Raw genomic sequence first — 24,754 nt, forward strand, 5'->3', positions numbered from 1 at the left:
ATGGATGCACCTTCTGATGCTTTTTTATGGGTAAAAGCATTACATATTATTGCCGTGGTTTGCTGGTTCGCTGCATTGTTCTACTTACCACGTTTATATGTTTACCATGCCATGAGTGAAGATACACTGAGCCATCAGCGTTTTGAAATCATGGAGCGCAAGTTGTACCGAGGGATTATGTGGCCGTCTATGATTGCCACCCTCATCACGGCACACTTTTTGGTAGATTGGGGCGATGCGACCCGCAATTACCACGATGCGTTATGGTTTTACCTGAAAGTAGCATTGGTCGGTTTATTGGTGATTTACCATTTGGTTTGTGGCTATTACCGCCAAAAACTGATTGGCAATGCGCATTATAAATCACACAAGTTCTGGCGATTCTTCAATGAAATGCCGACTGTGCTGCTATTAGCGATTGTAATTTTAGTCGTGGTAAAACCACAGTTCTAAAATTTGAAACGCCAAGTATCCTGACATCTCAACCTGATTCGGTTATAAAAAACCTCAGTGCAAAGAACTGAGGTTTTTTTATGGATGACAACTAAAAACAGCACTTATGCTTTAATTCAACGTATTTGTGAGTAAGGCTGAAAGCCCAATGCCGCTGCTTGTTTCTGCTGAGATTGAGGAATCGTGACAATAGCAATTTTTCCATCTGCACCACCACAGACCTGTGCATACATCCGCCCATCTGAACCTACACTGGCCCGCTTCACCTGAATCTGTGCTTGCTGTAAACGCTGAACAATTTCCGTAAGGGTTAAACCTGAATCTGGCTCACACTGTCGATGTTGCAATGATGTGTACATTTCGACCTGCGCAGTAGGTGTTGTGGATGTAGCAGCATGATTGGCACATGCAGTCATCAGTATTGAAACCGCTACTACTGCAATAGATTGACTAAATATCTTCATCACATACCCTCTTTCAATATTAAAATTAAATATTCAAATTAAATATTGAAGCACGATCTTTGCAATAACACTGCGCTAGAAATGCAAACAGATGTAAGCATCTCGCTCATCCAGATAACTGTTCAAGCACCGACAAAATTTGCGCAAAACACTGAATTCTATGTTTTGGTGCAGCCAAGTCTAACTCCTGAGCCGAACCATAGCCGTATTCGACTGCAACACAATCGACTCCATTGGCTCGTGCACCTAAAATATCGTGTTCACGATCTCCAATCATTAAACATTGTTCAGGTTGCAATTGTTCTTGCTGCAAAATATAGGCAATTAAATCCGCTTTATTGGTACGCTCACCATTTAGTTCGCTACCGTAGGGATATTCAAAATATTGCAATAAATCGAAGTGATCTAAAATTTGGCGTGCATAAATTTCAGGTTTGGCTGTTGCTAAAAACAGGCGATAGCCTTGCTGTTTTAAATCTGCCAATGTTGCAGCAACATCTTCAAAGACATGATTTTCAAATAAGCCTGTTGCAGCAAAACGCTCTCGATAGCCTGCTAAGGCTTGCTCTGCCAATACGTCATGCACATCTACATGAAGTAATTTTGCCAAAGAGGCTTTTAAGGGCGGCCCGATAATCCAATCAATATTTTCCGTATCTGCAATAGGATGTCCAACCTTAGCCAAACCATAACGCGCAGAAGCGGTAATGCCCTCTTTCGGGTCGGTCAGCGTGCCATCTAAATCAATTAAAAGGTTCTTTATCACAATGTCAGCCTATGTGCCTAAATGACTATCGAGTGTTACTCCAAAGTTGCCTATACTAACGTAAATAGAAGCAATTAAGGATATGTGTGTGCGACCAACAGTACTATGTTTTTCTGGTTTAGACCCTTCGGGTGGCGCTGGTTTACAGGCTGATATTGAAGCCGTTGGCAATAGCGGTGCACATGCAGCGATTGCCTGCACAGCACTGACCATTCAAAACTCTCAGCAAGTATTTGGCTTTGAAGCAACGTCTAAAGAATTGTTATTGGCGCAAGCCAATGCGGTGGTGAATGATTTGCCCATTAAAGTTGTAAAGTCGGGCATGTTGGGCACCACTGACAATATTGCAGCGCTGGCAGATTTTTTACGTGCACATCCTGATTATTTATATGTGCTTGACCCTGTTTTGGTTGCCAATAGTGGTGGTTCTTTAGGTGATCAAGCGACTTTGGTTCAGGCATTTGTCGAGTTGATTCCACTGGCGACTTTAATCACGCCAAATACTATGGAATTACGTGCCTTAACGGGTGAAGATGATTTAGAACGCGCAACAGCTAAATTATTTGCAATGGGCGCGCAGGCCGTTTTGGTCAAAGGTGGGCATGAAGATACCCCTGATCATATTCGTAATGCACTGTATATTAACAATGAAATGGTTTCAGAAACCCGCTGTCCACGGCTTGAAGGTGAATATCACGGTTCAGGCTGTTCATTGGCGAGCTTTATTGCAGGGCGCTTGGCAATGGGAGATCAACTGAAACAAGCGGTACAACATGCTGAAACTTGGTTGTTTGGTGTGCTTAAATATGCGGAAACGCCTGTACCGAACGGACAGAAAATTCCGAAAAGGTTTTAGTGCTTATCGTTCAACTCCTTCAAACCCTGATCACCTTGTATCAGGGTTTTTCATTGCAACTTTTTAACGTTCGTGCCGTTGTTTCAAATTTTCGACATGCTGACGATTGGTTTTCCAAGACTTATCAAGTAGTTCTTTTTCAATTCTCAGCTGAATACGTTTCAGTTTCATCGGTGAAATGACTTCATGCCGAAAACCTTTGACATACTCAACCCATGCACTGCCTTTAAAAACATTGTTGGGCAAAGAGGTCTTAAACTCACAGTCTGGCATAAATACAATCACAGAATACAGATATTCAGGCTCGACAATATCGCTCAATACTGATTCCAAAACTTTTATATGCTTATAGTTCTGATAGACAGGATTTTGAAACTTGTAGGTCTTTTTATAAATTTTTTGTGTCCATACTTTTTGGCGTTCTCCACCAAAAATCCAGCCTTTATAGTTTTTTGTTTCAATCACAAAAACCCCAAAAGGACTCAATAAAATATGATCTATTTGAGTTGTTCCTGCGAACTCATCAGGCAAAGTTACATCATTCAACAAGATATAACGTTCATCTAAATACAACTTCACATGCGTACTTACTGCGAGTTCCCCCACCTTTCCCTTTAGAAAAGGTTTGAAAATTTTGATCAGCCCTACACCTGCAACAAGCAGAATAAGCCACCAAAACTGCAACAATAATGTTTTTAACATTTCCCCTGCTCTATTTTATTTTGATCAAAATTGTTGTTGAATCTCAGTCATTTAAACTTTTGAAGTTGAAGATTCTAACTTTAACAAAATCGCTTTATTATCCAACCCGCCTGCAAAGCCCACCAATTTTCCACTTGCACCCACCACCCGATGACACGGTGCAATAATCGAAATTGGATTTTTGCCATTTGCCGCCCCTACGGCACGCATCGCATTCTCACTACCAACTTGTTCGGCAATTTGCTTATAACTACGAGTTTCCCCAAAAGGAATGCTTAATAACGCCTGCCAGACTTTCTTCTGAAATTCAGTGCCTTCAAAATCAAGAGGCACATCAAATTGCTGACGCTGACCTGCAAAATACTCTTGGAGTTGCTGCTGAGTTTTGAGCAAAATTGGATGATCATCTTGTCGAACTAAACTGGCTAAACGTACCCGTTTATGATCTTCGTTATCCCACATTACCGCAACCAATGCGTGATCGTGAGCCACCAATTTAAGCACGCCTACAGGAGTGTCCATTTCAGTAAATGCCAATTGCATTATTTTTCTCCTCAAGCAGGTTGGGTATCAGGTCATCCTGTTTTTAACTCAAACCGATCTGTTATTGAGCACACACTAAAAGACTGCATTCCAAGTTAGCTGGATGAAATTTTCATAAGTACCAAGCCTGAAATAATCAGAACTGCAGCCAACATGCGCATGGCACTAGCAGGTTCGCCTAAAATAAAAATACCGACTAAAAATGAACCGACTGCGCCTATACCTGTCCAAATCGTATAAGCCGTGCCTAATGGCAAAGTGCGCATGGCATAAGCCAAAAGCGCAAAACTTAAAATCATAAAAAAGAGAGTCACGATACTGGGCGTTAATTTACTAAAGCCGTCAGACAACTTCATGGAATACGCCCAAACCACTTCAAAAATACCCGCCAATATCAACATCATCCAGGCCATAACGCCCTCCTTCAATAGCATGAAATCAGGCCGTCCTGAAGATTTTTCTTGTCGAGTGTTCAGTCACTTTGACTATTTCTAAAAACCCAAACAAGGGAGGTCGTTCCTCCTGTTGCAATTTAAGCCACCGCGCAGCGATGATCCGTCTATTTTAAACTTAAAATTTTGCGCGCACCATTCAATACAAACATGGCCACAACTAAGCCAATAATCAGGTCTGGATAATTCGACCCTGTCAGCATCACCAAACCGCCCGCGATAATCACACCTAAATTCACAATCACATCATTGGCGGAAAAAATATAACTGGCTTGCATGTGGGTTCCACCATCTTTATGCCCTGAAATTAGCCATAAACAGGTGACGTTTGCCAGCAATGCCACAGCACCAATGACCATCATCAACATGGATTCAGGCTCACTGCCTAAGAAGAAACGGCGCAGGACATCAAAGATAACCAGTGCAGCCAAACCCAGTTGTACCCAACCAGACAAATGTGCAGCTTTGAGCTGTTTCTTGGCGGATTGACCCACGACAAATAAAGCCAAACCATACACGGCGGCATCGGCAAACATATCTAAGGAGTCAGCAATTAACCCAGTCGAAGATGCAATTAAACCTGCAATTAATTCCACCAAAAACATAGCGGCATTAATACCAAGCAAGGCATATAGCACTTTTTGTTGTGCAGCGCTGTTAGATACAGGCAGTTCAGTTTGTGTATTGGCTTCAGTCTGTTGCAACACAGCACCCAAACCCAATGCTTCTAATTTATGGGTAATTTCTGTGGCAGATTGGTTGCTGTGATAAACCTTTAAAAGTCGTGCAGGTGAATCAAAAGACAAGGCTGCAATATCATTATGATCTGCCAAAGCAATCCGCACCATTTGTTCTTCTGCGCCACAATCCATTTTAGGAATATGGTATGCACTCACCCACGGACTCAAAAGTTCCGAATCCAAAATTGTTGCTTTATCTGTCTTGGCAGTCGTTGCAGATGTACAGCTATTTTGATCAGCACAGCTTTTTTCTGTATCGCAAGACGAACCACAGCCTGTATCGCCACATGACTTGGAGTGTGTAGGCGCAGTTGCACAAGGCTGGTTTACATTTTTTTGCGTATCACAACCACAGCCAGTATTGTTTAGATTTTGGTTTTCTAAGTTTTTATCTTGATTCGATTGAGGATCTTGAGTTGATGAAGACATACGCCACACCCAAAAATACAATAGGCTCAGTATAAACCAAGCCTATGTATTTAGGGACAATCTATTCTATTTAGAAGCAGCAACGATCCATTGACTTAATCATTGATAAATACCCCTAATCATTAAAACCTGAAACGCAAGCCTATCGCATATAAGCCGCTCTGCTCGGAATCGGTTGCAGACTGCCAAGCAGTGTGTTGATCACCTTTCGTATACTCATAACCTGCACTGATATACGGCATGATGTTCTTGCTGATTTCATAACGCATTTCCACACCCACAGCTGCGCGGTTGAGTCCTGTTTTTTTCGCATATTTGGCATCATCCTGCAGAATAACATCTACATCTAAATAAGGCTGTGCGATCAATTTCTGAGTCAATAACAGATCCCGTGTGGTTTCCAAACTCAAAGCCGCATATTGATCCTCACCCAAATAAAAATAAGCATCGGTTTCAAAAAAATATGGAGCTAAACCATGTAAGCCAAACACAGCGTCAAACTTATCTTCTCGGTCTGTTTGATGCTCTTGCTGATTCACTTCGTGTCGATAACGCACACCTGCTTGCACATCCCAAAAATCTGAAATCATACGACTGTATAACAACTTGGCATCATATTCAGTCGCTTGTGACTCTTGCTTATCGCTATGAATTTTCACAAACAACTTGTTTTCATCAGTTCCGATACGAGTTTGTAATTTAGATTTGAGCACTCCCTCGGCATGATCATTCACTTGCCATTGCGTATCTAAAGTGCTCACCGCGTACACCTGCGCACCATGTTCTTTACGATGATCGTGTGACTGCGACTCTTGCACGGACGAATCGGATTGATGCGATTGATGCGATTGATGCGATTGATGCGATTGATGCGATTGATGCGATTGAGTATCAGCCTGAGCTGCAATTGTTGCAATCTCTGCTGAACTGGCATGTGCACTATGCACCTCTGTCGCTGCTAGCCCAACTGTACTGATGCAGCAGACAGAAATACTTAAAACTGTTTTCGCAAAAAGATTAATGTTGTGCATGTGCTGCTCCTTTTTGCGCTGTCGCTGAAGGGGTTTGAGTGGCTTGAATTGCTGTGGTTGAAAGCGGTTCATTTTCACTCACCTGCGCTACAATCAATTTATTCATCATTCCCGCGCTCATGTGATAGAGCAAATGACAATGTATTGCCCATTCACCTAATTCATCTGCAGTAAGCAGTGCAGTTACAGTTTGACCTGGCGGCACAATTAAGGTGTGTTTATTCGGCATTTCTGCTGCCGTTTGACCATTTTCCAACTGCATAAACATGCCATGTAAATGCATTGGATGTGCCATCATGCTGTCATTGATAAATTTAATCCGAATACGCTCACCATATTTCACCTTGAGTGGTGTGGCATCACTAAATTTCTTACCGTTGATTGTCCAGATATAACGCTCCATCGTACCGCCTAAACGCACGACCAATTCACTGCTTGGTTCACGTGTATCTGCTTGTGGCTGCAGCGATTTCAAATCTTCATAGTGCAAGGCTTTATGCCCCGCGGGTGTAGAAGCATTTGCCCATCCATATACCACCGCATTTTTGTGTTCTGTTGAAGGCATGCCATGTTGTGTATGCGTATTTTCAGACATTGTTGCATGGTTCATCTTGGAATGATCCATTTCCGACATTACCGCATGATTCATCTTGGAATGATCCATTTCTGACATCGCTACATGGTTCATCTTGGAATGATCCATTTCCGACATCGCTGCATGATTCATCTTGGAATGATCCATCTCCGACATTGCTGCATGGTTCATCTTGGAATGATCCATTTCCGACATCGCTGCATAGTTCATTTTGGAATGATCCATTTCAGACATCGCTGCATGATTCATTTTTGAGTGATCCATTTCAGACATCGTTGCATGATTCATTTTTGAGTGATCCATTTCAGACATCGTTGCATGGTTCATCTTGGAATGATCATCGCCTGAATGCTCTGTAGCATGCCCCATATCTTGCATGGTGAGTAAAGCACGCGGGCGCGCTGCAGGGAGCTGTAGATTTGATGTTGCAGAATGAAGTTCACTCTGTAAGCTACCCACAGCAAAACCTGAGCGGTCTATTGATTCCGCTTCAATTTGATAATGCGCTGCTTGAGGTTCAACAATCACATCGTAGGTTTCTGCAGTGCCGATACGAAATTCATCCACAGTAACAGGTTTGACTGGCTGACCATCGGCACTGACCACTGTCATTTTTAAGTTTGGAATCCGCACATCATAAAACGACATGGCAGAGGTATTGATAAAACGTAAACGCACTTTTTCATTTGGCTTAAATACACCTGTCCAGTTCTGTTCAGGTGTCTTGCCATTCATTAAAAAAGTATAGCCTGTGACATCGGAAAGGTCGGTTTTCAGCATGCGCATCTGATTCCACATTTTACGGTCTGACCATGTGGCTTTTAGCCCATCACGCTGTACTTGACGCCAAACATCACCTAAGGTTTCACGCTGATTTTGATAAAACTCGGCTGAAATTTTTAAATCTTTCTGAATTTGATTGCTAGATTTTTCATGAAAATCTGACAGCATCACCACATAATCACGATCTGTGTATTCATGTGCGTTTACGGCTGGCTTGGCTTTAGGATGAATCACCAAAGAGCCGTATAGACCATCTTGTTCCTGACCTTTGGAATGTGCGTGATACCAATAGGTACCACTTTGACGTACTTTAAATTGATAAACAAAATGTCCTTGTGGCTTAATCCCTTGAAAACCATTAAATCCAGGCACACCATCCATCAAACCGGGCAACAATAAACCATGCCAGTGAATAGATGAGTCCTGATTTTTTAATTGATTATTAACGTGAATTACCGCCTCATCGCCTTCTTCAAATTCGAGTGCAGGCGCGGGAAATTGTCCATTGACTGTAATACGTTGAACAGGTTTTCCCGTGATATTGACCGTTTGTTCTGCAATGGTCAGGTGATATTCCTTGACCGCAGCAAATGCAGAACTCGAACACAATGCACAGACTGTTAAAAACAGCGCAGGCTGATAAAATTTAGACATGACTTAATCCTTAAAATAAAACGTAAAAGTGTTTTGAATTCAGGATTAAGCTTTGGGTGGACGTAAAATTTGCTGCCAATGCCCAAGTAAATGTTGAGCTTGATAAGCAGGCAACAGAATATTGACAGATGAAAGTGCTACAGGTTGAATCAGTTCAGGGACTTGCACATTCAACACACTGTTTAAGCTTTGACAATGCAACTGCGCACAGTCCTGACAATTCGTCTTTGCAGTAGAAAAATCAGCCGAGCCATAACAATTTGCCGCATTTAAATCGGTATCCGTTGCGGATGTGTGCTGACTGAGATGATGGTTGGCCTTGGCATCATGCCCAAATATATGCTGCTTGGTTTCAGGATACGTTTGTAAAGCTATGGTATGACAATCTGGTAAAGATGTCATTTCACTCGCTGCGGTTGCAGAATGTCGAATCTCAGACCCTGCTGCCTGATTTGACATCATCCAATCATGTGCAGGTTTTACCGCAGCACTAACAATACCACTCCACCCTATGACAAATGCCATCAGGACAACAAACCACATTTGTTTGTAGGGTTGAGTCAGCACTAAATAAATTCCTGAGTATGAAAGATGCAGACCTGAACTTGCACAAGAATTGAACATTTTTGCCAAGTACAATCCACAATCTACAATGCACTCAATATAATTCAAGCCCCACTTATACACAATATCTTCTGCATTGAAAAACAGAGTGAATCCGTGCGATTTAAAAGCCAACTAAAACAATCAAGTTATATATTAAGCAACTTATTTTTATAATTAACTGAGTAAATACTCAATAAATTCAGTGTATTTAAAATAAACAAAAAGGATTCGATTGAATCCTTTTTATACTTATTTTGTATAAGTCATAAACAATTGATGTACAAATGTTTATAAATTAATCGGCTTATCCATAGTGTTATCAACATAGATATCCATACGGTTATCTACAAAGTTATCCACAGCATAAGCACTTGTGATTGTAGAAATTTATACTTCGACTGCGCCAACTTTTGCCAATTCAGCACGCATTTCATCAATCACCGTTTTATAGTCTGGCTTGCCAAAAATTGCTGAGCCTGCAACAAACATATCTGCGCCCGCTTCTGCAATTTCACGAATATTGGCAGGTCCCACACCACCATCGACTTCTAAACGGATATCACGACCTGAAGCATCAATGATTTGACGTGCCTGACGTAATTTCTCTAAAGTCATTGGAATGAATTTTTGCCCACCAAAACCAGGGTTCACACTCATGAGTAAAATCTGATCAACTTTATCAAGTACATAATCTAAATAATGCAGCGGTGTAGCAGGGTTAAAGACCAAACCCGCTTTTGCCCCACCCGATTTAATCAGTTGCAATGAACGGTCAATATGCTCTGAAGCTTCAGGATGGAACGTGATAATGTCTGCGCCCGCTTCTAGAAAATCACCAATCATGCGGTCTACAGGTTTTACCATTAAGTGCACATCAATTGGTGCAGTAATACCATAGTTTTTCAATGCCTTACATACACCTGCACCGAAAGTTAAATTCGGTACATAGTGATTATCCATCACATCAAAATGCACCACATCGGCACCCGCCTGAAGTACATTTTCCACTTCTTCGCCTAGACGAGCAAAATCTGCAGATAAGATAGACGGCGCAATTAAATAAGGCTTGGACATGGGAGAACCTAGCTAAATATTGGGATTGTGGTGCATTATAGCAAAGACTGCTTGGTGTGGTGGATTCTGTTACGATTGGATCATTCAGTTCGATGATTCAGGTCGATCAGCCAATTTGATAGTTCTATCTCCGCAACGCTCTGTTGCAGCACTCCACTGTTCTTTCAGTCTGGCTTTGTTATAGTAAAGGTCTTTACTCATTTGAACAAAATGCTGGTTTCAATAGATGATAAACAGTTCTGCCCATATTCAAACAACGCAAGCAAGCCGTATTGCCAAGCGTCTACTCAACCACTGGAAACATAAATTTGACGTTGCAGAAAGCGCAACCCAATACCAAATTATGATGCCAAGTGCCACAATTCTACTTATACCCCAAACACATGAGCTTGTAGTTGAAATTCAGGTAAAAAATACTGAAACAGATTTAAGTTACCTCGAACAAGTCGTGCTTGATCATTTAAGTCGTATGGGACAAACAGAATTGAGCGCGGTTTGGCAACGGTACTAACTGTTTCATGTTAAGGCGCTAAACGCTGCGTTTGTTCAAAATCCTTAACCGCTTGAATACGTTTTTGTGTTGCAGGATGGCTTTGTAAAAAATCCAAAGGGCTTTTGGCGGTGTCTTCACCTGCATTTTCTGCCAAACGCTCCAGAAAATGGGCAAAATGAATGGTTGGAATGCCCTGAGCATGCATCGTATTTAAAGCATAATAATCTGCTTCAGATTCAAAATTACGTGAATAATTTGCCCCCACGAGCGCCACAGGCAAGGTCGAAACTAAATCTGTACCATCTCCTGTAATCGCGAGCAAAATAATACTAAACCCTAAGCTCGATAAAGCCTGTTGCAAGCTGTGTCGTTCTACCAAATGCCCTTGTTCATGTGCCAACACGCCAATGATTTCCTGATCATTCTGTGCCAATTCCACCAATTCATCGGTCAAAATAATGGTGTTATTCGGAATTGCCAAAGCATTCGCGCCTAAGCGATCACCTTGTCGAAACAGCACTTTAGCAGGCGTGTCTCCTGCAATGAGCTTGCGATAATCTGCCAAAATTTTCTGCTGACGTACTGCGGGCAATTGACTTGGCGCTGTCATATCTAAAATATAACACTCTGCTTCATCACCAATTTGATTTAAGGTGTTCGCAGGCAATTGAAAGGCAACGTATTTGGATGCACTTGGGATGCCCCACTGCACTGTGACAAATACCATCAACAACACAAAAAAAAGACTAAATACGATCAGACTTGGCGTGCGTTCCAATTTCCAGATGGAATGCTGCACCTGTTTATTTCGCAGTTGAAACCACTCCGGCAAGGCTTGGGAAAATTCAATACGCGCATCATCTTTGAGTTCAATGACAGGTTGAATTTTACCTAGTGCCCCCACCAACATCATGTCTTGATAATGATAGCGCCGCTGTTGCTCTAAATTTTCACCATAACGGATAAGTACCGACTGAGCATCTATAGGAGAGATTTTGGCAGCCCATGGTTTAGACACTACACCATCATAAAACACTACATCCACGACCTGTGCCGCCATCTTCTTCTCCTAGCTTACAGCGATACATCAATATCAAAAATATCACTGAGTTCTTCTGCAAGTGCGCTATGTTCAGCTTGCAGTTGATTGATCATCAAATCTGGATCATTTTTTAAATGTAGACTTAAAGACTCAACCTGATAGCGATATAAACGAATAGCTGCCCATGGGGTCATTAAACCCAAACTCAGGACTTTCACAATCCAATTGGTCACCACAATCCAAGTATAGTGCCACTGCCCACAATCGGTCTGAAATTCACTACGACTGATACTGGTATTGTTCCATGTAGTGATAAAAATTCGCGCCGACATTAATGGCCAAATTAAAAACAACCCCAAAAGATAAACCGCTACAAATAACCAAATCAACTGCGCAGGATTACGACTCAACTGTCCTGCCAAAGCCAACATTATCCCGACTGCAAGCAAAATGCCAAAGAACAAAAAAACAGGTATGTACATCGCGCGCATATATGCTGGCCAATCTGCTTTCAGCTTAAATTTAAGCTGTCCTGCATATAAATGGTCTAAGCAATAACGCTTATACATCCACACCAACACAGGAAAAAATAAGCCCAATGTAAACAGATTAATCACGATACATTTTAAAAATACCCAATAGGCTTCTTTGTTACTGCCTGAAAAATAAAAACGCGCATTGCCAAATTTACTATTTCGCGCCTTAAAACGGATGGTCGCTCGAATCAACCATGGCACAGCCAAATATAAAACCACCACGCCAATAACCATGGCTTTGACTGAATAATTGGAAATCACCGAGATCACAACATAAATTCCGATGGCAATTAAACGTCCTAATAAAATTTTATGTGGGATACCCGTGAAATCAAAACGACGTTTGATTAATTCGGTATTGCCATAAAAATAGCGCAAACGACGCACTTTTGCCCACGGTGCATACAACCCAAAGGTCACGATCATCAACAAAATATTAACAATCCAAATGCCAAAATACTCTGAGGCACTACCATGAAATTGAAAATGATGAATGTGTCCAAGTAATGGATTACGAGCAGGCGGTGTTGTAGGCTCCGCTGGAAAAAACGGGGAAGATGGCGTTGCTTGTTGTGGTGAATCCCATTCTGAATTGTGCATGTGATGCCTTATTTATTTTATTGTACAGTCGTTATTTTACCAAGACGCTCAAACCCAAATGAGTAATCTTTCCAAATGGTAAAAAGCAAGTGTCCACCATTCTAATAAAAAGTGAACAACTTGCCTAGAAAAGTTTGAAAAATCAATGTGTAAAATTGAGTACTTGGCTTAGTCAGTTTGCAATTGCACCGCATGGAATTGCAAATGCTGATCTATAAAGCTTTGAATGAAATAATAGCCATGATCATAGCCTGCATGTTCCCGCAAACTCAATTTTTGCCCAACCGCATCGCAAGCTTGCTGAAATAATGCAGGATTGAGCTGACTATAAAATTGATCTTTCAATCCCTGATCAATCAAAATTTCACTGAACAATGCACCTTTGACCTGCACCAAAGCAGTCGCATCGTGCTGTAACCATACTTGCTGATCTGTACCTAAATAATTAGAAAATGCTTTTTCACCCCACGGGCATTGGCTTGGCGCACAAATCGGAGCAAAAGCAGACACTGACTTAAATTTTTCAGGATATTTAAACGCGAGGGTCAATGCACCATGACCGCCCATACTGTGCCCCATGATGCCAACGTGCTGTGCCTGAATTGGGAACTGTTGCAGCACCAATTGATAAAGCTCATCGGTGACAAAAGTTTCCATTTGATAATGTGCCGCCCACGGTGCTTGTGTCGCATTGATATAGAAACCTGCCCCCTGTCCAATATCCCAATGGTCGCCTTTGGCAACAGCTTCGCCACGCGGTGAAGTATCTGGACTAATCAAAATCAGTCCCAATTGCGCTGCCATGTGCTGCGCATGTGCTTTAATCGCAAAGGTTTCTTCGTTACAGGTTAAACCTGCCAAATAAAATACCGCAGGACAAGCCTGCCCCGCCAAAGCTTGTTCTGGTAAAAAAATGCCAAACTGAGTTTCAGTCTGTAAAGCATTGGAATGAAAACGATAAATTCGTTGCTCACCCTCAAAACAGCGGTTGTTCTGAATTAACTCCATCACCCTCTCCTCTTTGGCTTATTGAACAGATTGCGCACTCAATTGAATTTCAGCCGATGTTGCAACACTTTTTTGAGGAAACAAACGCTGCTCTAATTGTGGCAACATCAATTCCATATTTTTACCCATCGCCCATTGTGGCTCTGAAGGTTCAAAACCTTGCGCTTGCTCCCATTTCGCCACAGTCACTTTGGCTTCATTAAAAGCATTAGCAAAAGAGTTTTGTTCACGCATAGCCTGATCAAAAAAGGCACGACCAAAATAAGTATAATCAGCTTCGTTTGAACAACCAAACGACTCACGGTCTGCTGCCGATGCAGTAATCACTAAGGTATTATCATCTTGCAAGGCAGATACAAAGCTACCTGAATAACAGGCTGAAATGACGATCACACGCCAACGAATACCCGATTTATCCAAAGTATCGCGTAACCATTTCGGATCGACCTGATTTAAGTCAAGTGGTGCATTTTCAATTTCAAAATGATCTTTTAAACCGTGTGAGGTCATATATAAAAACAGCACATCACTTTCACGGTTCATGCGTTGCCCAATACGGCGCAGCGCCAATTCAATACTGGTTTGCGAAGCAATTGGAATTACATTACGGGTCATTGGGTTATTAATGAGCACCATCGAACGTCCAAAAGTGCCAAAACGGGTATCAAACTGTTCACGAATGCGCTCAATTTCAGACATAAATACGTCTTGATAGCTCGCCCCTGCAACCCCTAAGAAGTACCAATGCGATTGGGCAAATTCCCCATATTGAATACTGTCTAAAGCTTTATTCAGTACACGGCTTTGTGCATAAAAAGCTTCTTCGCTTAAACTTGGTGGAACTTCTTCTACTTTCCAAATGGGCTGACTTTTCACTGACATCTGCCAAACCACCAAAGTGAATAAGGTCGCCAAAACAATCAGTGCACGTTCCCACCACGGCCAATGCAATTCACGTGAAAACACCCATACCACTGCCAAACTTTGCCAAACAAATAGCACCATAAAAATGGTAGGCAAATAGTCATACAACACATACGGCAAGACATCCATCATGCCCATGTATTGAATCAAGCTTTGTAATAATGCAACGTGAGTATCTAATACCAACCACAACAAAGCAGGTACTAACAATAAACGCGGGTTATTGACACGCTGAGAAAGAATAATTCCGACAATTAAGGCAATAAAGGGCCACAAGGCATAACTGACCAAACCTTGTGGGTTAAATTCACCCACTTCTCCCGCGACCAACCAACTGAATAAGGTATTGGCAAGACCACCTAAAATCCCCCAAAAAATCAGTTGTAAGATAGAAGGACGAATAATTTGCAAAGAGCGTCGCGAACCCAAAAATAACCAAACGCCTGCGGCTTGGTTGCTTTTAAAATCGTGCCAAAAATTAATGGAGGGTTTGAAGTCAATCATAGGATTCTGTTAATCGCAGCTCGCGTTTCCACACTCCAAGTTTATGCTTGTCGTCGTAATTATCAATTGTCAATTTTAACTATATAACAAATCTTTGCGCATTATAGAAGCATTGAACGCCTTGCCACTGCTTTAGTGGTAGAAATCTACCCATTGTTCAAATTTGCTTGGAAATAGGCATCAAATCGGCAAGCATCACCCTGCCATTGATGTATGGTTTCCTGCCCCGCCAAAAATACAGCCAAACGTGGGCGCTTCACCACAACACGTTTGGCAATTTGCTGTGCCAAACCCAGTAAATGATCACCTAAATCCATTTCGCCATCTTCAGGTAACAGCAAATGTAATAACTGCATTTGTTTTTTGACTTGTGCCTGCTTTTTCTGCGCCTGTTGATGTTGATCTCGCTGCGGAAACATCGGGTCTAAATACACCACATCAACCACTTTGCCCTGCGCTGCGCAGTTGCGTAAATAATCTGCTGAATCTGTAAAAACCAACTGGATACGGGCAACAACACTTGCTAAAAAAGGATCATCTGCGGCTTGGCGTTTAGCATCCTCCAACAAAGTAAAAAGAATAGGATGACGCTCCAACAACGTGACCTGAGCACCCAAGTGTGCCATGAGTAAGCTGTCGTGTCCTAATCCTGCCGTAGCATCAATTAGGCTTGGTTTTTCCGACAAATTACAGGCACGAGCAATCATTTCCGATTTTAAAGAGGCACGTTTCAATCGCCCAACTTCAGCTTTCCAATCGGGTTGCATTTTCATGCCATTGGCACACAACCACAACCCTTCAGCATCTACACACAATGCCAATTCAGGGTTCAAACGCAAAAAACGTGCATTGAGTTTTTCTACTGTTTCAATGCACGTTTGCACGCCTCTAGACAAAAGCACAGCAGAATAATGCTGTGCTTGAGTGAGCCACTCGGCTTCGGTGTATAAGCGAAGTTCGCTTACCATAGTTTCCAACCTGTGAATGCGAACAATAAAATGATTAAACCTGAAGCAATACGATACCAAGCAAAAATCATAAAATCACGTTTCGCCACATAAGCCACCAATGCACGAATCAGCAAAAGTGCAGAAACAAAAGAAACGATGATCCCGAAGCTGAGTACGGTCCAATCTTCGGTGGTTTGGAATACATCATAGCTTTGATATAAGTCGAGCAAGCCTGCGCCAATAATGACAGGAATCCCCAAAAAGAAGGAAAACTCGGTTGCTGCTTTACGCGACACACCCAAGAACATCGCACCAATAATGGTTGCACCTGAACGCGAAGTTCCCGGAATCAGCGACAATACCTGAATTAGACCAATCCAAATAGCATCTCGGTAAGTTAGGTCTTCAACCTCATGGGCACGTACTTGTGGTGGATGTTTTTCAATCCACATAATGATAAAGCCGCCAATAATCAAACCAATCGCCACGGCAACATCATTAAATAATAATTCTTTTACAGTTTGTCCGAAGGTCAATCCAATCAGAATAATTGGAATAGATGCCATGATCAGACCAAAGCCCAAGCGACGACCTTTTTCTTCGCCTGTAAACATACCTGTGGCTGCGCCCCATAGACGTGTCCAGTATTCATAAATGACCGCTGCAATTGCCCCCATTTGAATGGCAATCACAAATACATCACTTTTTTCTTTGGTCCAAAAGTCCATCAGCTCTGCAGCGAGAATCAAATGTCCTGTGCTAGAAATGGGTAGAAATTCGGTAATCCCTTCTACAATACCCATAATTGCCGCTTTGAGCAGCAGTAAAAGATCCATAAATAACCCTAATTATGCCTTGCCTTGTTCTGGAATTTTTTTCCAAGCATTGTCACGTAAATAGACAGGCAATGCTTGTTCTGCGCTGACCCATTGCTGTTGCTGTGCACAGACGCGTGCAATAGTAGCAATATCTTGTGCGCTTGCACTTAAGCCTTTGTATTGTATTTGTTCTTGATCAATTAGACCTGCACCAGAACCGACCAATTGAAAGCGTACCGTCTGTATAGCATCGCTATAATTCAATAATTGTTCCTGATCAACCGCCTGCATAATCCCTTGTGCATCTAGCTCAAAACTGGCGATATACACTTCATTCATGCGTGCATCCAACACAGCTGTAACCGCAGTTAATCCTTCAAGACGATAAGCCGCCTGCGCCAATGCCTGCAAAGTCGATACAGGAATTACAGGCACATCATGTGACCACGCCAAAGCCTGCGTAACTGCCGCATTAATTCGCACACCGCTAAAAGAACCTGGGCCACGGCTAAAGGCAATTGCAGTCAGATCAGCCGTACTGATTTGAGTTTCAGCAAAGCCTTGCTCAATCATTGGTAAGATGGTTTGCGTTTGTGCTTTTGCTCGCGCATCTAATTGAAAAAAGAGTTCCTGTGTTTCATCTACAATCGAAACGGAACACTGCTCATTGGCAGTTTCCAATGCCAGCAATTTCATGCACAACCTTCAAGGAATAAATATCAAAAATTGGCGTTATGATACTCCACTCCTGAAATTCACGCGAGGATTTACATGCCTCAGATTGCAATTCCTGAGTATAAAATTCTATGTAATTACAGCTAAAAAATGCGTTTGACTAAACGATGCAAATTCTATTTTAGAGTGTTGCAGGCTCTAGGTTTACAAAATGCTGAAAATGTTCAGCATAGTGCAGCGCACTCATTTTTAAACGTGCTTCTGCAGACTCATCCAAAGTCTTAACCACTTTACCGGGAGAACCCATCACCACAGAATTATCGGGAATCACTTTACCTTCAGGAATTAAAGCATTGGCACCAATAATACAGTTTTTACCAATCACCGCATGATTCAGCACCACTGCATTAATACCAATCAGGGTGTTATCGCCCACGGTACAACCATGTAACATCGCCTGATGTCCAATAGTCACATAATCACCAATCTGCATTTCAATGCCTGCATCGGTGTGCAAAACAGCATTTTCCTGAACATTGCTAAAATTACCCAATTTGATTTTACTGTTATCGGCACGTACCACAGCCCCAAACCAAATACTAACTTTCTGTCCCAACTCAACCTGACCAATGACCGTGGCATTATCCGCCACCCAACCATCCCACGGTTGCTGCATTGCTTTCGGGGCATATCCTTTAAATTTATACAACATGGTTCCTTCCTATCTTCACATCAAAAATTTTCTATTTCTTAAATGTTGGTGAATTTAACAAAAACGGCCATTCTTTACGATAATCCAAACCATATTCAAATAAAGACACCAACATCCGCGCTGTTAAGCCCCAAACCACTTCATCTTCAACCTGCATACTCGGAAAATATAATTTTTGTTGTGCAAAGCTCACTTCATACGGCGTTGGTGGCGCTTCCATTAAATGCTGCAAAGAGGCAAAAAAGATCCGATCAATTTCTGAAGGTTGTGGAATTAATTCTACTTTTGGAGGAATCAGCCCCACCACAGGCTTAACCAACATTCCATTACGGGCTTTTTGCATTGGCAAGTCACCAATCAACTGCACTTCAAATGGATTTAATGCGGTTTCTTCCTGCGCTTCACGCAATGCCACCACAATATTACTGGTATCTTGCGGATCGCGTTTGCCACCAGGGAAAGACACCTCACCCGCGTGATTATTGAGTAAGGTAGAACGGCGGGTTAGCAATACCTTTGGATCAGACTCGTCGGTAATGGCAATCAATACCGCTGCATGCGCTTCCATGAACGTTTTAGAAAAGCGCAAACGTTGCTGTAATAGATGCGTGAGCGAATGATCAATCATGCCTTATAATTCTCCTTGTCTAAGTTTCATCATAGCTGAAATAGGTGGGCAATAGATAGAGAGGATGCCAAAGTTGAAATTTTCAGTTATTCTGAGAACTCCCTTCAACAATGACGATCACTATGAACTTTTGTGGAAATTGTGGACAAAAAACAACAACGAAAATTCCGCTTGGCGATCAGCAATTACGTCAAGTGTGTAGCGCATGTGGCAATATTCACTATGTCAATCCAAAAGTCATTTGTGGTGCATTGGTCGTTTGGGAAAATAAAGTATTGTTGTGTCGTCGTGCAATTGAACCACGCTATGGTTTGTGGACTTTACCCGCAGGCTATATGGAAATGTTTGAAACCATGGAGCAAGGTTCTGCCCGTGAAACTCGCGAAGAAGCCGAAGCGGAAATTGAAATCGAACAACTTTATTGCATGTATAACATTCCACGGATTGGGCAAATTTATGTGCTGTTCAAAGCTCAATTGTTGAATGGTCAATTTGGTGCAGGTGAAGAAACCATCGAATCACGCTTGTTTAGTGAAGATGAAATTCCGTGGTCTGAATTGGCTTTCCCAAGTGTAGAACGTACTTTACAACACTACTTTGCAGATCGAAAAAACAATCATTTTACGACCCACTTAGAAACCTTAGGTTCACGTACAGATCATACGGGTTAAAAACCCCACATGATGTTCATTTGAATCAAGCTAAAATCCGAATAATAAATAGCCCACTCTAAAGTGGGCTATTTTCATCACTATGTCACCTAAAATTAATGCTAAATACGCACTTTATTTGGGTTATAACATTCGGCTACATCTAGACTTACAGCGCCACCTTGGGCTTTCACCAAAGCTTTATCTGCATCGGTTGCTAACGCAGGGTTTTGAGCCACGTAAGTTGCAAGTTGTGCATGATAAATATTGCTCCACTTCACGGTTGAGCCATTAAAATCAGACAATGTAATACGGGTAGAGTTGGCTGCAACTAAATTGCCAATATTGGCGCGCGCACCACCCACCACTTGACCATTCCCACCTTCAACCGCTTCAATTTTGGTATTCAAACCAATGACTGCACCATCAAGTTTATGAAATATTGGATTGGCCAAAATCATACGCAAAGTAACTGCTTTATTGTCAATATCGGTTGCACCTAACACACCTATACGGTATTGCTGCACACCATTTGTATCAACATATTCAGCACCAGACTGACGAATTTCTGCACACTGACCAGACATATCGGTTTCTGTGGCATTTGGTGCTATATCTGTACGAATATTGCCATCTTCATCTAAAACAACACCTAATTTGATGCTATCTGTCGTCGTTCCGCCATCAAAATTAAAGGTCAAGGTTGCATAAATTGGGAAAATATAGCGACTGCCTAAAGGTACATTTTTTTGGGTTTTAAAAACGCGATTATCCAAAAAGTTCACAGAAAAGAATTTATAGGCATCAAAAGAACCTTTGAACTGATCAGTGCCTATAGTTTGTTGCCATTGACCATAATCTGCAGGATTCGCTGTTGTAGATTTGGTCAATAATTTATAAAAACCTTCCGTGCCCGCAATTAAATAATCATTAAACACCTTACCTTGGGTAATTTTAAAATCATCAGCCGTATTGTCATTCACACTAAAATGGAATGGCCCCTGAATACGTTTATTCAATGGGTTGACCCATGTGGTTTGTGCTGCTGCAACCATACGCTCAGGACGCACTTTACGAATCAATTCACCACTCACCGTTAAAATTGGGTTAGTCGTGTTCGCAGACACCGCACCTTTCCATTGCATACCATAACCGAAGGTATATCCAGAACGGTCTGTGATTAGTTGATATTGCCCAATGAGGTGTTTCAAATCTGCGACCGTAGATTTACAGTCTGCCAAATTACAGCCATATAAACCTTGTGGTAATTGTGAATCTTCTTTGGCTAAAATTGGATAGTTAGCTTGATAAGATGCCGAGTTATTCATGTAAACCAAGGTGTTTAATGCTTGATAAGCATCATCTTGAGATACCTGTGACACATCTACCCACGGGCGTAAAATACTGGCATAAGCCCCTGAACGATAGTCACCAACCTCAACGGACTCAGCAATATTTGCCAATTGTTCTTTTTTGAGTGTCGTAATCGTTAAAGGCTGAATATCACCTGCAATGGTTCCTCCACCTTCAACAGAAAGTGCTTGTAGCAAGCGTACAATTGCAGTCGCGACCTGTATCGTTTCGTCACTACTACTTAAACTCGTTGCTTGGCGTCCTGTTAATCCACGTGCCATATCTAACACACTTAAACGTGGATAACCCGCACCTGCAGTACTGACCATTCCAATATCAGACAATGATACTGTGCCTAAATCAATATATTGATTGGTCTTTTCCTGAATAAAGAAGTGGACTTTATCTCCTTCACTACATTTACCTGTTGCCGCATTACTTTTCGGCTCAATCATGGTGATGTAGGTTTTACTGGTATCACTGCTACAGGTAAAATTCAAACCATCCACAGGATAATCCAATGCAAATTCCACGCAGTTTTTTGCTGTACTGGCACAACTCCCGTTGATATACGCCACAGCATTAGGCTCTGGATTAATATTGGCACTTTCTCCACCACAGCCACTCAATGCCGCCATCAATGCTGTCGTTGCAAAAGGTAAAATATGTCTTGTTTTCATCCTGAATTCTCTTATTGTTGTTAGCGTATCGCAATGAGTTTTAATTGCCCTTGGTTACTGAGCACGCGATGTTCCATATCCACTGCAGAAGCCAATGGCGTTAATAATACATAGTGGCTATTTTTTGGAAGTTGCAGCATGCCCTCTATCACCTCATGTTGTAAGACATTGCCTGCAGTATCCTGATTTCTAAAACCACCTGCACCTTCAATCACACAGCCTTTTTGATCCAGAAAAACCACAAACGGCCAATAAAAGGTCGGTTGATTTTGCTTCATGGCATAAGAGTTGATTTGAATATTTTGAATATTGCCTTCTAACTTCACCAATTCATAATCAAATTTTTCGGTTAAGGGAGCTCTAGGCCACAAATTTAAATCTTGTTGTGCTTTTAAGGTTTTAGCTTTATTTTTTTTGCTTTCAGCAAAACATTGCTGCCCCAAACCCTCAATTGCTTCAGCTTGATTAACACGATAATAGTCTGCAGCCAAAACAATGGCTTGAGGTTCAGCAACCGATTGCTTTTTAAATAATTTATTGAGAATGGAACGGCTTACACCACGTTCACGTTCGACCACTTGCATGCGAGTACCGCCGCCATTTTTTGTGTCAATCATGCCTTCTGGCATACTGTAAAAGCGTTTTTTTCCTTCTAAATTAAACTCCTGATCTTCCAAATACTCACTTTTAACATACTGTTCACCCGCCATCTCCATAAAACCCGTTTGTTGGGCAGATGTATGCGATGCTTGATCTGGTGTTTTTTTAGAGACAGACACTGTGGATGGATCAATCGCAAATTGCTGAGGAAGCTGTTGTAACCCCTCTAACACAGATGGTTTAACAGCAACTTTGTTGATCATCACTTCTTTAGTGAATCCTGTTTGATGAACAGATTCCGCACTGGAAATTTCTTGCTGCGCTGCATTTGGCTCAGTGTGTGATGCGCGCAATGTTGAATTCACTTTGCTTTGACTGGCCTGATTTTGTGACGTAGCGGATTGTTCTGAGATATTCGGCTTAGACTGATTCAGTTGCTTGTTCACCTGAGCAGAAGTATTTTTAGATACCTGAACGGATGTTTGAGCAGGTATCTGCTGTGCTTGATGCACCTTGTCTTGCTTAAACTGGTCTTGTTGTTGATTTTCTTGTAGTTGCTTTTGTTGGACTTGCTTTTGCTGTTGTGCGGTTTCCAACGCCTGTATCGTTTGCTTTTTTTCTGCAGCATTACGCTGCACCACAATTGGACGACCATCTGGTCCAATAATGGTGTAAAACTGATTCGCGTAACACACCGATCCCATACTGAAAATCAGTGTGAGTATCGACTTTGAAAATAAAGTCCGTTTTATTTTCCGTACTGAACTTACCATCGTGTTCTATAACTCAATCCAAGAATTGTAATTTTTGTATCCGTTTTCACATTCAAACCCGCATAAGGGTTTAACAGTAGGTTATTCACACCTTCCTTATTGGCTAAACTACTGGTATTGGCTGGAATTTTATCCTTGCTTTGTAAAAAGCCGATGGATAAATCAAGGTCTGTATCTGCATCAAAACGATATCCCACACCCAGACCGAATAAACGTGCATTATTAATTGGTACCATAGTGTTACGTTTATTGTCAGGAATCGCACTACCACGTGGTTCATAACCCGCACGCAGTTTTAAACGGTCTGTGGCTGAATATTCGATGCCAACACCCCAGTTCCACGGTGACTTAAACTCTAATGGCAAAGCTAAACTGTCATCAGACACATGCTCCGAAAGCAATTTTGCAATTTTTAATGCCGAGATTTGACGGTCAAACTCGAATTTGAATTTATCCCATGCTTTATAGTCAGTCCAGCCCACATCAAAATTGACTTGTAAATCAGGCATGACTTTATATTTTATCCCCGCTTGAAAGTGCGCAGGATATTCAAAATCCATAGAAACCAAACCAGACTCACTGGCTGGAATATAACTTGGGAAACCTAAAATTGCCGCTAAAATCTGACCTGTTGGTGAAGACATCAAACCATTAATTAACTCACGCGGTGCTTTCGAGTTATCAATATGATATTTGCCCTTTAAGCGCATTTTAGCTGCACTCTGATACACCATACCAAAGCTAAAATCTTCTGTCGGTTCCCACAAAATACCCAAGTTATAACTCGGGCTTAAACTTTGCTCAACCGCCAGTTGCATTTGCCCAAAACGGGAAAATGGATTCATGCCTTCTTCGGCATTACAAATCCCGAGCAACAAAATATCGGTGATGATATTGGCGTTTTCTTTAAATGGCGTACAGACCACTTCATCCACCATACGTAACATCCCGATCAGTTCATTCGGGAAGCGTAAATCGGTATTCATGGCGATGGCTTGGTAAGACATCCCTATTGACGCACCGACTGACAATTCATCATTGACTTGATAGGCGATAGATGGAGAAAGATAAGTAATACGCTCTAAGGCAACCTGTTGTCCCATAAAGTTACCAGGGTTACCATTTTCGGCACCAAAGCCCGCAATCAACGGCGCATATAATGCGGTGGCAAAGGTCACTTTGGAACCTGGTGGATTATAGGCAATACCGTTGGTTGGCGCTGCCAGTGGCATGCCTTTACCCAAATCGACAAATTTTTTCAGAATCGGGACATACAGCGTTGGATATTCTACATCGGCTTGTACTGTACCTTTAAAATCGGTACAAAAATCGGCCAAAATTTCTGGTCCATCGTTACACACCACAGGGTCATCAGAATAACCAAATACGTCATAACCTGCTGGAACGGAAAGCTCACGCTGTACATCAAAATGTGCCAACACCCCTTGCACATCTGTTTGCAAACCTTCAATCTTGGTCAGTGCAGCAGGGTTAAAGTGAATCGCACTAATACCAGGAGGATCTGCAGTGACCGCATTCCCCATAGTCAAAGAACGAATATCGACAGATAAGTTTTGTCCAAGCTGCGCAAAAGCAGCCCCTGAACAGCCCGACAGTATAATTGCAGTCACTAACGGGCGAAGTCGTATCATTTTCATGC

General features: G+C 41.9%; 26 protein-coding genes. 4 read left to right on the forward strand and 22 right to left on the reverse strand.

The genetic code is table 11. From position 1 onward, the window contains the following. Window positions 1–453 carry a protoporphyrinogen oxidase HemJ gene (hemJ, locus tag C3Y93_RS06345; protein WP_004975266.1) on the forward strand — a complete coding sequence of 151 codons (453 nt, stop codon included), beginning with the start codon at window positions 1–3 and terminating at the stop codon, window positions 451–453. Window positions 454–569: 116 nt separating this feature from the next. On the opposite strand, the gene C3Y93_RS06350 is transcribed toward hemJ, so the two are convergent. Beyond that, the gene (locus tag C3Y93_RS06350; RefSeq protein WP_004975264.1) at window positions 570–917 is read right to left on the reverse strand and encodes a hypothetical protein; all 348 of its coding nucleotides are present in this window, start codon (window positions 915–917) and stop codon (window positions 570–572) included. Between the two features lie 106 nt (window positions 918–1,023). Then, complete coding sequence (locus C3Y93_RS06355; protein WP_019837216.1) at window positions 1,024–1,683, reverse strand: HAD-IA family hydrolase; 660 nt, start codon at window positions 1,681–1,683, stop codon at window positions 1,024–1,026. Window positions 1,684–1,771: 88 nt separating this feature from the next. Between C3Y93_RS06355 and C3Y93_RS06360 the strand changes: the two genes are divergently transcribed. Further along, complete coding sequence (locus tag C3Y93_RS06360; protein WP_104853254.1) at window positions 1,772–2,539, forward strand: hydroxymethylpyrimidine/phosphomethylpyrimidine kinase; 768 nt, start codon at window positions 1,772–1,774, stop codon at window positions 2,537–2,539. Between the two features lie 63 nt (window positions 2,540–2,602). Here the strand turns inward: C3Y93_RS06360 and C3Y93_RS06365 are convergent, their stop codons facing one another. From C3Y93_RS06365 to rpe, 8 genes are all read right to left on the reverse strand, one after another. Beyond that, window positions 2,603–3,241 carry a nuclease-related domain-containing protein gene (locus C3Y93_RS06365; protein WP_104852419.1) on the reverse strand — a complete coding sequence of 213 codons (639 nt, stop codon included), beginning with the start codon at window positions 3,239–3,241 and terminating at the stop codon, window positions 2,603–2,605. Between the two features lie 51 nt (window positions 3,242–3,292). After that, window positions 3,293–3,784 carry a methylated-DNA--[protein]-cysteine S-methyltransferase gene (locus tag C3Y93_RS06370; RefSeq protein ID WP_004975257.1) on the reverse strand — a complete coding sequence of 164 codons (492 nt, stop codon included), beginning with the start codon at window positions 3,782–3,784 and terminating at the stop codon, window positions 3,293–3,295. A 95-nt stretch (window positions 3,785–3,879) separates the two neighbouring features. Continuing rightward, entirely contained in the window at window positions 3,880–4,197 is a 318-nt protein-coding gene (gene sugE / locus C3Y93_RS06375) for a quaternary ammonium compound efflux SMR transporter SugE (RefSeq protein WP_104852420.1), read from the reverse strand. A 146-nt stretch (window positions 4,198–4,343) separates the two neighbouring features. After that, window positions 4,344–5,405: a cation transporter gene (locus tag C3Y93_RS06380; RefSeq protein WP_104852421.1), complete on the reverse strand. Its 1,062-nt coding sequence runs from the start codon at window positions 5,403–5,405 to the stop codon at window positions 4,344–4,346. 122 nt (window positions 5,406–5,527) lie between these two features. Beyond that, a complete protein-coding gene (locus tag C3Y93_RS06385; RefSeq protein ID WP_104852422.1) occupies window positions 5,528–6,436 on the reverse strand; it encodes a copper resistance protein B in 909 nt (302 codons plus the stop codon). Beyond that, window positions 6,423–8,468: a multicopper oxidase domain-containing protein gene (locus C3Y93_RS06390; RefSeq protein WP_104852423.1), complete on the reverse strand. Its 2,046-nt coding sequence runs from the start codon at window positions 8,466–8,468 to the stop codon at window positions 6,423–6,425. The genes C3Y93_RS06385 and C3Y93_RS06390 overlap by 14 nt, the downstream gene beginning before the upstream one ends. A gap of 45 nt (window positions 8,469–8,513) precedes the next feature. Next, on the reverse strand, window positions 8,514–9,035 hold the full coding sequence (locus C3Y93_RS06395; RefSeq protein WP_228153790.1) for a hypothetical protein: 522 nt from the start codon (window positions 9,033–9,035) through the stop codon (window positions 8,514–8,516). Window positions 9,036–9,461: 426 nt separating this feature from the next. After that, entirely contained in the window at window positions 9,462–10,148 is a 687-nt protein-coding gene (gene rpe / locus C3Y93_RS06400; protein WP_004975246.1) for a ribulose-phosphate 3-epimerase, read from the reverse strand. Window positions 10,149–10,377: 229 nt separating this feature from the next. Here rpe and C3Y93_RS06405 point away from each other — a divergent pair, with 229 nt between their 5' ends. Beyond that, the gene (locus C3Y93_RS06405; RefSeq protein ID WP_026438437.1) at window positions 10,378–10,659 is read left to right on the forward strand and encodes a DUF2218 domain-containing protein; all 282 of its coding nucleotides are present in this window, start codon (window positions 10,378–10,380) and stop codon (window positions 10,657–10,659) included. Window positions 10,660–10,669: 10 nt separating this feature from the next. Here the strand turns inward: C3Y93_RS06405 and C3Y93_RS06410 are convergent, their stop codons facing one another. The 9 genes from C3Y93_RS06410 to C3Y93_RS06450 form a co-directional block, all read right to left on the reverse strand. Continuing rightward, a complete protein-coding gene (locus C3Y93_RS06410) occupies window positions 10,670–11,701 on the reverse strand; it encodes a M48 family metallopeptidase (protein WP_104852426.1) in 1,032 nt (343 codons plus the stop codon). 14 nt (window positions 11,702–11,715) lie between these two features. Next, entirely contained in the window at window positions 11,716–12,819 is a 1,104-nt protein-coding gene (locus tag C3Y93_RS06415; protein WP_104852427.1) for a YjgN family protein, read from the reverse strand. 168 nt (window positions 12,820–12,987) lie between these two features. Beyond that, complete coding sequence (gene fghA, locus C3Y93_RS06420) at window positions 12,988–13,827, reverse strand: S-formylglutathione hydrolase (protein ID WP_104852428.1); 840 nt, start codon at window positions 13,825–13,827, stop codon at window positions 12,988–12,990. 18 nt (window positions 13,828–13,845) lie between these two features. Continuing rightward, window positions 13,846–15,255: a C13 family peptidase gene (locus tag C3Y93_RS06425; protein WP_104852429.1), complete on the reverse strand. Its 1,410-nt coding sequence runs from the start codon at window positions 15,253–15,255 to the stop codon at window positions 13,846–13,848. A 146-nt stretch (window positions 15,256–15,401) separates the two neighbouring features. After that, the gene (locus tag C3Y93_RS06430) at window positions 15,402–16,223 is read right to left on the reverse strand and encodes a class I SAM-dependent methyltransferase (protein ID WP_104852430.1); all 822 of its coding nucleotides are present in this window, start codon (window positions 16,221–16,223) and stop codon (window positions 15,402–15,404) included. Beyond that, window positions 16,217–17,041, reverse strand: a complete 825-nt coding sequence (locus C3Y93_RS06435; protein ID WP_104852431.1) for an undecaprenyl-diphosphate phosphatase — start codon at window positions 17,039–17,041, stop codon at window positions 16,217–16,219. Before C3Y93_RS06435 ends, C3Y93_RS06430 begins: the two co-directional genes overlap by 7 nt. Window positions 17,042–17,053: 12 nt before the next feature. Continuing rightward, entirely contained in the window at window positions 17,054–17,719 is a 666-nt protein-coding gene (gene tsaB / locus C3Y93_RS06440) for a tRNA (adenosine(37)-N6)-threonylcarbamoyltransferase complex dimerization subunit type 1 TsaB (RefSeq protein ID WP_104852432.1), read from the reverse strand. A gap of 160 nt (window positions 17,720–17,879) precedes the next feature. Then, window positions 17,880–18,410, reverse strand: coding sequence for a gamma carbonic anhydrase family protein (locus C3Y93_RS06445; RefSeq protein ID WP_104852433.1), 531 nt, complete (start codon window positions 18,408–18,410; stop codon window positions 17,880–17,882). A gap of 31 nt (window positions 18,411–18,441) precedes the next feature. Further along, window positions 18,442–19,038 (reverse strand): CoA pyrophosphatase, encoded by a 597-nt coding sequence (locus tag C3Y93_RS06450; RefSeq protein WP_004975226.1) that lies wholly within the window; start codon window positions 19,036–19,038, stop codon window positions 18,442–18,444. Window positions 19,039–19,160: 122 nt separating this feature from the next. Here C3Y93_RS06450 and C3Y93_RS06455 point away from each other — a divergent pair, with 122 nt between their 5' ends. After that, window positions 19,161–19,709 (forward strand): NUDIX hydrolase, encoded by a 549-nt coding sequence (locus C3Y93_RS06455; RefSeq protein WP_026438436.1) that lies wholly within the window; start codon window positions 19,161–19,163, stop codon window positions 19,707–19,709. 101 nt (window positions 19,710–19,810) lie between these two features. Here the strand turns inward: C3Y93_RS06455 and C3Y93_RS06460 are convergent, their stop codons facing one another. From C3Y93_RS06460 to C3Y93_RS06470, 3 genes are all read right to left on the reverse strand, one after another. Further along, window positions 19,811–21,721 carry a flagellar protein FilF gene (locus tag C3Y93_RS06460; protein WP_104852434.1) on the reverse strand — a complete coding sequence of 637 codons (1,911 nt, stop codon included), beginning with the start codon at window positions 21,719–21,721 and terminating at the stop codon, window positions 19,811–19,813. A gap of 20 nt (window positions 21,722–21,741) precedes the next feature. Beyond that, the gene (filE, locus tag C3Y93_RS06465) at window positions 21,742–23,025 is read right to left on the reverse strand and encodes a putative pilus assembly protein FilE (protein ID WP_265735107.1); all 1,284 of its coding nucleotides are present in this window, start codon (window positions 23,023–23,025) and stop codon (window positions 21,742–21,744) included. A 62-nt stretch (window positions 23,026–23,087) separates the two neighbouring features. Then, window positions 23,088–24,752, reverse strand: a complete 1,665-nt coding sequence (locus tag C3Y93_RS06470; protein ID WP_070154334.1) for an OmpP1/FadL family transporter — start codon at window positions 24,750–24,752, stop codon at window positions 23,088–23,090. Window positions 24,753–24,754 lie beyond the last annotated feature (2 nt).

It is taken from the genome of Acinetobacter sp. SWBY1 (assembly GCF_002946595.1).
GTDB classification, from domain to species: domain Bacteria; phylum Pseudomonadota; class Gammaproteobacteria; order Pseudomonadales; family Moraxellaceae; genus Acinetobacter; species Acinetobacter towneri.